At 55.2% G+C, this 12,862-nt stretch carries 8 protein-coding genes; 3 read left to right on the forward strand and 5 right to left on the reverse strand.

Annotated features, from left to right (window positions below; translation table 11 throughout):
* From dnaA to gyrB, 3 genes are all read left to right on the forward strand, one after another.
* A complete protein-coding gene (gene dnaA, locus ACN9MU_RS00005) occupies nt 1-1,392 on the forward strand; it encodes a chromosomal replication initiator protein DnaA (protein WP_426343929.1) in 1,392 nt (463 codons plus the stop codon).
* 177 nt (nt 1,393-1,569) lie between these two features.
* Nucleotides 1,570-2,676, forward strand: coding sequence for a DNA polymerase III subunit beta (dnaN, locus tag ACN9MU_RS00010; RefSeq protein ID WP_426166308.1), 1,107 nt, complete (start codon nt 1,570-1,572; stop codon nt 2,674-2,676).
* A 155-nt stretch (nt 2,677-2,831) separates the two neighbouring features.
* On the forward strand, nt 2,832-5,327 hold the full coding sequence (gyrB, locus tag ACN9MU_RS00015) for a DNA topoisomerase (ATP-hydrolyzing) subunit B (RefSeq protein ID WP_426343930.1): 2,496 nt from the start codon (nt 2,832-2,834) through the stop codon (nt 5,325-5,327).
* A 419-nt stretch (nt 5,328-5,746) separates the two neighbouring features.
* Here gyrB and ACN9MU_RS00020 read toward each other — a convergent pair whose 3' ends face one another.
* From ACN9MU_RS00020 to ACN9MU_RS00040, 5 genes are all read right to left on the reverse strand, one after another.
* Nucleotides 5,747-7,840, reverse strand: a complete 2,094-nt coding sequence (locus ACN9MU_RS00020) for a hypothetical protein (RefSeq protein WP_426343931.1) — start codon at nt 7,838-7,840, stop codon at nt 5,747-5,749.
* A 117-nt stretch (nt 7,841-7,957) separates the two neighbouring features.
* On the reverse strand, nt 7,958-9,874 hold the full coding sequence (locus ACN9MU_RS00025) for an ATP-binding protein (protein WP_426343932.1): 1,917 nt from the start codon (nt 9,872-9,874) through the stop codon (nt 7,958-7,960).
* A 28-nt stretch (nt 9,875-9,902) separates the two neighbouring features.
* Nucleotides 9,903-11,132 (reverse strand): hypothetical protein, encoded by a 1,230-nt coding sequence (locus tag ACN9MU_RS00030; protein ID WP_426343933.1) that lies wholly within the window; start codon nt 11,130-11,132, stop codon nt 9,903-9,905.
* Between the two features lie 59 nt (nt 11,133-11,191).
* Complete coding sequence (locus tag ACN9MU_RS00035) at nt 11,192-11,926, reverse strand: ImmA/IrrE family metallo-endopeptidase (RefSeq protein WP_426343934.1); 735 nt, start codon at nt 11,924-11,926, stop codon at nt 11,192-11,194.
* 379 nt (nt 11,927-12,305) lie between these two features.
* Entirely contained in the window at nt 12,306-12,857 is a 552-nt protein-coding gene (locus tag ACN9MU_RS00040) for a hypothetical protein (RefSeq protein WP_426343935.1), read from the reverse strand.
* Between the last annotated feature and the right edge of the window lie 5 nt (nt 12,858-12,862).

Raw genomic sequence — 12,862 nt, forward strand, 5'->3', positions numbered from 1 at the left:
ATGGAAAATTTCTGGCAGTCCTGTTCCCAGCAACTGGAACTTGAGCTGACGCCGCAACAATTCAGTGCCTGGATTAAGCCGCTTGTGCCTCTCGATTTCGAGAACAACAAGCTGCGTGTTGCTGCGCCAAACCGGTTCAAGCTGGATTGGGTAAAGACCCAATTCGCGAGCCGCATCACGGCCCTGGCCTGCCAGTATTGGGAAACCGTCATCGAGGTGCAGTTCGTCCTCGACCCGCGCACCCACGCCCCGAAAAAGCCTGCCGCACCGGCCGTGGTCTCCGGCCCGCTGAGTGACATGCGCCCGGAAAGCCCGGCCGCCGCCGCCGCCCCGACCGCCGCCGCCGAATACCAGAACCCGAAAACCCGCGAAAACAGCCGCATCAACCCGGACCTGACCTTCGAATCCTTCGTGACCGGTAAGGCCAACCAGCTGGCGCGCGCCGCCGCGATCCAGGTAGCGAACAACCCTGGCGTGTCGTACAACCCGCTGTTCTTCTACGGCGGCGTAGGCCTGGGCAAGACCCACTTGATCCACGCGATCGGCAACCAGGTAATGGCCGACCAGCCAGGCGCCCGCATCCGCTACATCCACGCAGAACAGTATGTTCGCGACGTAGTGACCGCTTACCAACGCAAGGGTTTCGACGACTTCAAGCACTACTACCACTCGCTGGACATGCTGCTGATCGATGATATTCAATTCTTCGGCGGGAAGTCCCGCACGCAGGAAGAATTCTTCTACGCGTTTGAAGCGCTGATCGCAGCCAAGAAGCAGATCATCATCACCTCGGACACGTATCCCAAAGAGATCACCGGCATGGACGACCGCCTGATCTCGCGCTTCGACTCCGGCCTGACGGTGGCGATCGAGCCGCCGGAACTGGAAATGCGCGTGGCCATTCTGCTGAAAAAAGCCAAGTCCGAAGGCGTGACCCTGAACGACGACGTCGCCTTCTTCGTAGCCAAGCACCTGCGCTCCAACGTGCGTGAGCTGGAAGGTGCGCTGCGCAAGATCCTGGCTTACTCGCGCTTCCACGGTAAGGATATTTCGATCGATATCGTGAAAGAGGCGCTGAAGGACCTGCTGTCTGTGCAAAACCGCCAGATTTCTGTGGAAAACATCCAGAAAACGGTGGCGGACTTCTTCAACATCAAGGTGGCGGACATGTATTCCAAGCGCCGCCCAGCCAACATCGCCCGCCCACGCCAGATCGCCATGTACCTGGCCAAGGAGCTAACCCAGAAATCGCTGCCGGAAATCGGCGAACTGTTTGGAGGACGCGACCACACCACCGTGCTGCATGCAGTGCGCAAGATTGCGATGGACAGGACCAAGAACCCGGAGTGCAATCATGAGTTGCACGTTCTCGAACAAACGCTGAAGGGCTAAAACCGGCAAACCGTTGTCTGACCCGCAGGGTCAGACACCAAGTATGCCAAGGCCGCTGGCCGTAGATCAGATGGTGTCTGACCCTATGGGTCAGACACCGGTTTACCGGGTCCCAGACTGCTATACTGTCGAGTTAACAAAAGAACCAACGTACCAACCCATTAACTGAGGATATTTATGCAACTGGTCAAAACCACCCGAGACACGCTTCTCCGGCCACTGCAGATTGTGAGCGGTATTGTCGAGCGTCGGCACACTATGCCGATTCTGGCCAATATCCTCATCCGCAAGGAAGGCGAAAGCGTCTCGTTCCTTTCCACCGACACCGAAGTCCAGATCACGACCCACGCAGACATCGGCTCGGGTGCCGACGTCACCGGCACCACGGTCGCCGCACGTAAGCTGCTGGACATCCTGCGCGCCCTGCCGGAAGCCGGCGACGTGACCATGACCCTGCTGAACAAGCGCCTGACCGTCCAAAGCGGCAAATCGCGCTTCGCCCTGCAGACCCTGGCCGCCGAAGAATTCCCGACCGTGCAGCAAGCCGAAAGCTTCACCGCCAGCTTCCAGCTGCCGCAAAAAACCCTGAAGCACCTGTTCAACATGGTGCACTTCTCGATGGCGCAGCAGGACATCCGCTACTACCTGAACGGCCTGCTGCTGGTCCTGGACGGCAACAAGGTGATCGCCGTAGCGACCGACGGCCACCGCCTGGCCTTCTGCCAGGTAGAGACCGACCAGAACTTCGCCCGCGAAGAAGTGATCATCCCACGCAAGACCATCATCGAACTGCAACGCCTGCTGGAAGAAACCGACGAACCAGTCTCGCTGGACATCGCCGCGAGCCAGGTCAAGCTGACCTTCGCCGACATCGAGCTGATCTCCAAGCTGGTGGAAGGCAAGTTCCCTGACTACACCCGCGTGATCCCGAAGGGCTACACCAACAACTTCACCATTGGCCGCGAAGAGCTGCTGCGCTCCCTGCAGCGCGCCGCGATCATGACCAGCGATAAGTTCAAGGGCGTGCGCTGCATCATCACCCCAGGCTCGCTGAAGATCTCGTCCACCAACGCGGACCAGGAAGAAGCGGTTGAAGAACTGGAAATCGACTACGGCGGCGACAGCGTGGACATCGGCTTCAACGTGACCTACCTGCTGGACGTGCTGAATAACCTGAAGTGCGACCAGGTGAACGTGGCGCTGGGCGATAGCAACTCGTCCGCGCTCATCTCGATTCCTGAGAACGCAGACTTCAAATACGTTGTAATGCCGATGCGCATTTAAAACCGGTAAAGCGGTGTCTGACCCGCAGGGTCAGACACCGGTCTGCCGGAGCCGCTGGCCGTAGAACAGATGGTGTCAGACCCTACGGGTCTGACACCGGTTTACCGGTTTAAAAAAGAGCAGAAAAAGAAATTCGTTAAGAGAGAAAGCAGTCCATGTCCGAAAGCCACAACGAACAACCAAAGGCCAAAGCAGAAGAATACGGCGCCTCCTCGATCCAGATCCTGGAAGGCCTGGAAGCAGTCCGCAAGCGTCCCGGCATGTACATCGGCGACACGTCGGATGGCACCGGCCTGCACCACCTGGTATTCGAGGTGCTGGACAACTCGATTGACGAAGCCCTGGCCGGCCACTGCTCCGAGATCCACGTCACCATCCACAGCGACAACTCGATCTCGATCACCGACAACGGCCGCGGCATTCCCGTCGGCCTGAAGATGGACGACAAGCACGAGCCAAAACGCTCCGCAGCCGAAATCGTGCTGACCGAGCTGCACGCCGGCGGCAAGTTCGACCAGAACGCCTACAAAGTCTCCGGCGGCCTGCACGGCGTGGGCGTCAGCTGCGTGAACGCACTGTCCAAGCTGCTGCGCGTGACCATCCGCCGCGACGGCAAAGTCCACCAGATGGAATTCGTCAAAGGCGTCGCCCAGAACCGCGAGATCGAAATGATCGACGGCGTGGCGACCTCCCCGATCAAAGTGATCGGCGAAACCGACAAGCGCGGCACCGACGTGCACTTCTGGGCCGACGAAGAGATCTTCACCCACGTGGAATTCCACTACGAGATCCTGGCCAAGCGTATCCGCGAACTGTCCTTCCTGAACAACGGCGTCAACATCAAGCTGACCGACCAGCGTACCGGCAAGGAAGAAGTGTTCGCATTCGAAGGCGGCACCCGCGGCTTCGTTGAATACATCAACAAAGCCAAGACCGTGCTGCACCCGACCGTGTTCCAGGCCACCGGCGAACGCCAGTCCGACCAGGGCACCACGATCTCGGTCGACGTCTCCATGCAATGGAACGACGCCTTCAACGAACAAGTACTCTGCTTCACCAACAACATTCCGCAACGCGACGGCGGCACCCACCTGACCGGCCTGCGCGCGGCAATGACCCGCGTGATCAACAAGTACATCGACGAAAACGACTTCGCCAAGAAAGCCAAGGTCGAAATCAGCGGCGACGACATGCGCGAAGGCCTGACCTGCGTGCTGTCCGTGAAAGTGCCGGAGCCAAAGTTCTCCAGCCAGACCAAGGACAAGCTGGTCTCCTCCGAAGTGCGCGGCCCAGTGGAAGAAATCGTCGCCAAGACGCTGACCGACTTCCTGATGGAAAAGCCGAACGACGCCAAGATCATCTGCGGCAAGATCGTGGAAGCAGCACGCGCCCGTGAAGCAGCGCGCAAGGCCCGCGACCTGACCCGCCGCAAAGGCATCATGGACGGCCTGGGCCTGAGCGCCAAGCTGGCCGACTGCCAGGAAAAAGACCCAGCCCTGTCCGAACTGTACATCGTCGAGGGTGACTCCGCAGGCGGCTCCGCCAAGCAGGGCCGCGACCGTAAGTTCCAAGCCATTTTGCCGCTGCGCGGCAAGGTGCTGAACGTGGAGAAGGCACGCTTCGAAAAGATGCTGTCGTCCGAGCAGATCACCACCCTGATCGCCACCCTGGGCACCAGCATCGGCGCCGACGAATTCAATATCGAAAAGCTGCGCTACCACCGCATCATCATCATGACCGACGCGGACGTCGACGGCGCCCACATCCGCACCCTGCTGCTGACGCTGTTCTACCGCCAGATGCCGCAGCTGGTCGAGCGTGGCCACATCTACATCGCCCAGCCGCCGCTGTACAAGGTAAAGGCAGGCCGCGATGAGCGCTACCTGAAGGACGACTTGGAAGAAGCCGGCTACATGATGAATGTAGCGCTGAACACCGCCGCCCTGACCCCGCGCGAAGGCGCCGACATCATCCAGGGCGAAGCGCTGGGCGAACTGGCCCGCACCTACAACATGGCCAACGCGATCATGACCCGCCTGACCCGCGTGATCGACCGCGCCGCGCTGACCGCCATCATGACCGGCGTAACGCTGGACCTGGGCACCATCGAGTCCGCACAGAAGTCCGCCGAAGCGCTGATGGCCAACATCGACGACAGCGCTGTGAAAGTCGTGGTGACCACCGACGAAATGACCGACAAGCACACCCTGCGCATCGAGCGCCTGCACCATGGTAACGTGAAGGTCTCCTCGATCGACGCCGACTTCGTGCAGGGCGCCGATTACAAAGTGCTGGCCGACGCCGCCGCCACCTTCACCGGCCTGATCGGCGAAGGCGCCGTGATCCGCCGCGGCGAAGGCGAGCGTACCAAGGAAAGCGCCGTGGTCGACTTCCACCACGCCATGCAATGGCTGCGCGACGAAGCGGAACGCACCGTTTCCAAGCAGCGCTACAAAGGTCTGGGCGAGATGAATCCAGAGCAGCTGTGGGAAACCACCATGGACCCAACCGTCCGCCGCCTGCTGAAGGTGCAGATCGAAGACGCGATTGCCGCGGACCAGATCTTCACCACGCTGATGGGGGATGATGTGGAGCCGCGACGGAACTTCATTGAGACCAATGCACTGCGCGCAGGTAACATCGACGTCTAAAGTTTATCGTGTAGGGAGTCACGATAATTGAAAAAATCGTCACTCCCGTGAAAAAAATCGTCACAACAAGTGATAAAGAACAGGGGCCATCGGCCCCTGTTCTTTTTTCCATACTATCTTCTAGAAAACCGTAGGCACTTCCCTGCCACAAATGGAAGTATCTCCTCGCATGCAAAACATAGTGACCTCTCTTTGAACTATTTCCGTCAGCCGAATGCAGAGCCACGAGGGACGCTGTAACCGCAAGGCAAACAGCGCCCCTTCCGTGAACTTGTAACCTAACGATTGAATTACATCGGTATCTATGGAAAAAACGTAACTGCTCTGAGCTCCATTAATTCCGACGCAGTGGGCAAACCATCGGCATATAGCTCCCTAGGTAGGATCGACGCGATGAAAAGATGAGTCTTTTCGGAGATTCATGGCTGCATGAAAATCAGAGGACGTGCCCCGATTTCCAAGCATGCGTGCATAAACCCGCTCAAGAGCCAGAAGGCCTGGATGGTGCTGAGACCGGCCGTACCAGCTCGGATATTTCCCAATTCGGCGGTGAGATAGGCTGCCGAATAATTGGGTACTACCAAGGCGACCTCATATACTGCCATTGGATCCGATGCGGTCGTGTCAAACATGGTTCGCATAGCATTGAGGTCGGCAACCGCGCCCCGGCGTACTCGCGCAATAGAACTCGCTCTTGGCAAAGAACAGTGCTCTACCAGCCAACGCTGGCATCGCTGATCAAAAGTTGCTTCTGATGAGGAAATGCGCAGCCTCGACAGGTTCTTTGTAGCTTGTCCAACTACCTCCTGAAGGTCAGACGCGCTCAAGGACCGAGAAAGCGAGACGGGGCCATACTCTTTGTCTGAAAGTGGTTGTCCAGCGCGCTCCTGCTGAGCTCGCCTCGCCCGACTCGCAGGCGTTTCGACTCGCTGAACCTTAGCGTGAATCCACCTCATCCGAGGCTGCATTGCATCGAGCTCCAGATAGTCACACCACTCGTCTGTAGAGTCGTCACAAATAAGCACTGATGTGGGAGCGCTGAGTGCAACATCGTTTTCGATTGCAAAGAATGCGCTCGATGGCGAGAAACTACGACTTCGCTGCGCGACGTTTCCCTTCTCTGTTTCAACATTTGCCAGCGCATTAACGGGACGGAAAATCTTCGTAAGCTGATTCGTTGCTAGCTCCAGATTGCTTGACCGGAAGGCGCCCTCAGAACAAAACAGCGCACTCCCATTTTCGAAAACGACCCGAAACGTGATCGTTTCATTTAGCAGTTCATCAAGAGGTGTTGGATCAACCTGACCGTTCTGCAACGCGAAACGTCCAGCACCCTTGGGTAGGATGACCTTACATGTTCGCGTCGTAACACGCACCTTCAGAGGATCGTTTCCTGCAAAATGCGTAAGTGGTGGGTCAGGAAAATAGAAAACCTCCTTAGGTAGCGGATTCATTGCGATCACATTTCCAGAGCGATCTCTTGGGGTGGGGTCAAGTCGCATTGGTTCCGATAAGTGCTCGATCATTTCCTCCAACGTCCATCCAGCCGGTGTCCTTCTCGCGTCGGGCTCCCAAACTTTGCCCGTCGATGCCATAAAACGCAGCGTCGCTGAGTTTAACCGTTGCCGTTCTATGAAGAGACTCGACGGTACTTTGTCGACTAAATCAAGAAGTGGTTGCGCCATTTGAGCGAGAAAGGGCGACGCAACGGTTACTACGTTTCTTGAGGAAAAGAACCCCACTGTACAAGTCGAGATCCAGGTAAGTAGACCCTCATACGAAATCCTGGATGCGCCAGTGCGCACACGGTGCCGGTGCGGTGACAAATCCATCTGCTGGCTTTTAGCGCCCGCTTGCCTGGTCACTGTCATATTTCCGGCAATCGTCCGGTGTAATCCCAAGCTAGATGTAGACGCCGCCACGTCATACGAATCGATTATCTTCTGCCGTATCTCACCTTGGGCTGATGCCATCATACGCATGGCCATTCGTTCAATTCGGGTTGGTGCGCGCGTACCTGGCTGATCGTCAATGAATTGATGAAGAAATGCCGCGAAGTCGATCTGCTCTGTGAAATTGCTGAACCCGTGCTTCATGGGATCAATTGCACCGTCGCGCTGAACAAATAAGTACTGCCTCCTATCTGCGCCTCGTTGCACGCTGAGCTCAACTACGAAAAGGTAGGCAAACGTGTACTCTATTAGCCCGGACCGGGGCGCAAACACAGGTGCATGAGCATAGGACCTAACAAACAGAGAGGCACGAAGGTCCACTGCATGCCCTTCAATTTGTTTCTGCGCTATTACACGTCGGATATCTCGACGTTCAATGTTTGCATTGGCCGCAAGAGGCCCGTGCAGTACCCCTTGAGGGCCGGCGGCCGGGATTCGTTGGTTTTGTTCTCGAATAGCCGCGTCAAATAAGTCAGTAACAGCACCGTCAGTAAGATCACCCGTCAGCAAGAAGAACTGTCCGGCGCGCTGAAATCTCAGGGTGTCACGAATAGTGTCCAAATGAATATCCTTACGTGATAAGGGAGTACCAGCCCAACTATCGGGCCGGCTAACTCGCTACCGCAGGTAAGAATCTCACAAGAACAAGTCCTCCCACAGCAGGCTAAACAAAAGTGATCATTCCGTCATCAGAAGCTGAGCCGGTGACGGATCAATTGCCCCAATTACTGGACGTCGCATGTGCGTAAAGCTGACCAGTGCCTGGCCGGGTCCTAGACTACGCACCAGCCCCCACAAACTGTCATCAGAGTTGGGGATATAGCTCTTAAGGCGACGAATAGTTGCTTCATCGACTTTGTACACAATCCAATTGTTCACGAGGCCGAGCACATCATCAGGCAAATCGTTCGGCGACTGAGTAACAAAAGTCAGCCCCAAATAGCGCTTACGTCCGCGTTTCGCAATCTTCATTAATTGATCACGCAGCGTTGGCATCTTCTGAATCCGCCGCGCAGACAGGAATTCATGAGCCTCTTCGATGATTACATTAGTCATCAACGGAGTTGTCTCCGCCTTCACTGCAGCGTCATAAGCTACTTGCTGCTGTGCCAGAAAGCCGCGCAACATCTCTGCAATCGCCAAATTGCGAACGTCCATATTCTCTACGTCGGACAAATCAATTATGTTCACGCGTCCCGCCGCAAGCATGGTCTTATAGTCAATGGCGTGTTGCGTTCCACGATCGAAGATTTGAAGACGCTGTAATCGACTGATTTTGGCCATGAGCGCCTTCCAGCTAATTGGGTGCGAGATCCGAAGCTTCTCCGGTTTGTCCTTACTCTTTTTATCAGTTTCCTGGCTTGCCTCACCGCCACCAAAATATGAGCAAATACGTTTCTTGGCCTTGTCCCAGTGTCCATAAAACTGAGAAGCGCGAAACTGAGGCTCTCCCTCACTAGTTTGCTCGGCGATTGCAATGATCCCGCTAATAAGGTAGCGAAGATCCTCTAGCTTCATACGGGGCCAACCTGAGTCGAATTCGTCGATGTCAAGCACACCTCGTTCATCAGCCTTAGTGGGGAAGATTTCAAGCTCCCTCATCAGCTGCTTAGCAATTTCATATGTCTGGATCAGTCGCTCGTTTTGCGGGTCTGAGAGGTCCATGATCTCTGCAAACGCAAAGGGCGAAATCTGATCGAACTGAAGGGTAAATTCATGAGATGAGGGATGACCTTCGTTTGCTGCAGCGGTGCCCACCAATCGATACACATGCGTATTTGCAACTCCATCCTCCCTTAGCCCTCGCTGCGAGAGGACCTCTCCCATTTCTGCGTTGTCGGTAGCCTTGTTGAGTGCTGTATATTCGCCCTCCACATCAAAGACAATGACGCAGATCCCCGCCTTTTGAAATTCGTAGATCGCTCGACCAACACCCGTACTCTTCCCCCCACCCGTCGTTCCGATGTGAGCACTATGACGAGGCAACACGCTCTTCTTTTTCGAGTCAACACAGATCTGAACGTCGTCATGGCCATTCAATAAGCCCAGCCGTATTTCGCCCGACAAATTTAGGATGGACGACACGTCTGAACTGGAGACCAGGTGAACAGGCGAGTTCGGGCGGGGGCGCAGCCGAGCCGGGATAATCCCCTTACTGGTCTTCTCGCCGATAATGGTTGCCTGGAGCCGACCATGATGCCGTGGCATTGACCGATGCCCACGCACTGCGGTGACGACGAGCTGAGGTGCAGTTGCAGACAGCCCGTCTGGTTCACAGAAAGGCCCCGCTGTTACTGTAGCGATGTACTCGTGACCATCCGGTTGGCTGATGATGTGCATGAGGCTCTGAGATGGAATATCTCCTATACGCTCAGCCGGAAATACAATTGTTAAAGACCCGTCTTCGCTTGATCGGTCATCGAAAAGAGTTCGCCCAAAAGCACCGGCATAAGCGCCCTCAGCTTCGAATGCACCTCCGTTGTGGGCAGCCTCATCTGCCAACACTTGCGCAGCTGACACGGGAGCTGGCCTGACAATGTCCTGCACAGAGGTTTCACGGTTGCCCGTTGCGGTGCTATTGGACGTCATACTCATGCTTTGGATCCTTTCCATTTCAACTAGATCAAACGCGTGTTGCTCGTTCAGCCAAATGACGGAACGGCGCGTCAGTTGCCCCGAAGGCGGCCAACGCTGGTCGCTCAATTGACTGTGCGCCGAAGTAGGTGCGGCACATGTTGTCAGCCACTTCTATCAACATTGGAAAACCTCGATGATCAAGATAAGAGCTGTCCGCAATGACGATGCGAGCAGCTTCGTGAACAAAATCTCGGTGTGAATAAAACAGCTGCGGAGGTGAAAATTCAGATGCTCGGTAAGCGCCCACAACAATCTGCTGGGCTGCATCGTCCATAAATCGCTCAAGCCCATCTTCAAGTACGGTGCGCCACTCCCCGCGATAACCGCCGCGCTTCAACCTGCCCACGTACTCCGACAGGTCATCAATAATTGCGTATTCGCGCGGCTCAAGTGCATCGCCGATTGTCTTGTAATGCAGTTCGTTGGTATCGCTTGGTACAAAAATAAATTTGCGATGGTCAAGCAGACTTTGCAAAACTGGAATACTCAGCCTAATGAGGTCGTGGCTGCCGGATCCCGTAAGCAACTCATAAGGAAGCGGGTGCCCATGTCCGATGCGCCACGGTGCGCGCAATGCAGTTGCTAGAATCTGCCGCTCCATATATGTCATCACGCCCCGCGTCATCATGGATGTGATCTTGCGCTGCTTATTGTTGTCCTCGTCGGGGGAACGCAACTTCAAGAGCTTGAGTGTTTCCTCGACGATGTCCGCCTCGGGCGTAATCCGAATGTCTCGCTTAAAAACTCGATGAGCCCAGGACTCCTCCTGAGCACGATAGCTAACCCCTACAACTGCAATCTGGACAATTTGGAGCGCCATAGTATTGAAGAGATGCACGTTTCCGTCGCAACCTTCGACCAGACCATTCATCAGCACATCGCGCTGAGTCTGTTCAATGTCTTCCACACTGAGTTTCCAGACGCCAGCATCTTTCAGATTGGATTTGACCTCCCTAAGAGCGGGAAAGATCATTTCACGAATTGCGCGTCGAACCTCTGCCGACGTCGACTCAGCCGCCGCTACTTCGGCTTCGATCTTGTTGTAATCACATAGCGCTTCGATGCCTTTTTTCCAACGTGAGATATCGACCGTGGATTGAAGATCTTCTCCGGTCATTTTTTGGAACACGTCGGCCGTGATCTCGAACTCCGGTGGAGAGTCCGATGTCAGGGTGAAATCCTCGTCGGAAGACAGCGGCGAATCTAGCACTTTCATGTGGAAAACTCCTTGCTCGTTTACTTAAAGTTCTCGCCGTGCGGCAAAGTTCGACAGCGTTAGGAAATTTTTTTTCTTACGACTAACTCAAGACCTCTTACGAGCGATTTTTTGGGGACTGCCTTAATCTTCATCGTCCGGGCGTATTCAGCAGCAGCCCATGAGGGCAACCCAAAATGGTCGATCAAATACCGTGTAGGCTCGGCAGAACGTGGCATCCGCTTCACATCCTTTTTCGGAGCCAATAGCTCAAGTGCAACCAGATCAGCTTGCTCTTCAATAGCTACGATCGCATCAGTAGGCCGCGCCTCGGCGCCTCGTCCCAAATAGTCTTCAAAAGTTCCTATCTGCAAGCCGCGTAGTACGCCTGCGAGACGCTCTGCGGCGGTAGCTAATCGCTTACCGTCGAGAACAGGAAGAATTTCCGAACCGAAATGCGCTAACGCAGCTTGCCTAGGCCCGAGGTAGTGAACAATAAAATGTGCGAATTCATGAGCAATGGCAAAACGCCGCTCATCTTCGGCGAGTAAGCTGTCCAGAAAAATGAGCCCGTGCCCGCCTCGTGCGATTAGGCCCGCACTTAGTGGCCGGTCCCTCTTCTGGCCAAGAACCTCGCGTCCCCGCTCGCTTAACCAGCCGGAAATTCCGGCAATGCTCAACCGAGGCAATTCGACAATCGCGACAGGATATGCCTCCATAACCGGCAGCGCTAAGTCGCGGGGGAACGCCGGTGGCGAACCGACGTGAGCCCAGATCTGGCAAGCGATTTCTTGTGCGTCAAAGTGCTTTTTCAAGGCGCATCTTTCTCACTGTCTGAGTGGGCCAGACTGTCACGCGCCGCGAGAAGAATTTGACTATTCGTTTGGGCCAAGGCTTCAATACTCTGGGCCTGTCGAACGATGGCCAAGAACCTCGTCTTATCAATGCTCGTTTCTTCGACAATTCTTTCGACGTCATTCCGAAAGGTCTTTTGCTCAATTCGAGGTGCCCGCATTAGAGATACTCGAAGTGCCATTTCTGTAGGACACCTCAACTCTTCGGCGACTCTCTGCATCGAGACATCTCCTGCGAACGCGATCGAGAAAACGTGCGCCAGAAACCCAGGTCGGCTTGCAAGTCGAACAACAGCGCCTTCGATTTGGACTGCTTCGGATCCGGTGATTTTTGAATTCATCATTTTCCCTTTAGCCGTTTCAGTCTCTTTTCAATTCGATCTTTTCGCCGCTTAATCTCGGCGGTTTGAGCATTGACCGAAAGATCATTAAGTTGAAGTGCCTTCGCATAGACGCTGTAGTCTCGTTCGTCTTGAAGGATAAGACTCAGAACTGCCTCGTCAGACGGGTCGCTCACGATTTCGTCGAAATTTCGCTCCAAGATACCCATAGCATCCATCTTGATTCCCGGGTCTACTTCATAAGTATTCCCGCCGATCTCTTGAACTTCGACAGCATGCATCGAAAATATTTGTTCGCGATTTCTGAGATCTCGTCCCCAATTTATCGCGTCGCCGTCCAACGCCATACAGAGGTAACCAAATAGATTACCTCTCCCATCCTGAAATTGCTCGGGACGCTCAATCAGGCTTACCAGCACGTTCAGGGCGAGATCTGCCGCTCGGTCACGATCAACACCGAACCGGTGATGTTTCTTCAGGGCATAAGATGTTAAAGGCAGATAAAGCGTTTCAATGAGATCCGCACTCGCAATGGGATCGCCCTCTAACAATCGAG

This window comes from Pseudoduganella sp. R-32 (assembly GCF_049913245.1).
In the GTDB taxonomy this organism is placed as follows: Bacteria; Pseudomonadota; Gammaproteobacteria; order Burkholderiales; family Burkholderiaceae_D; genus Rugamonas.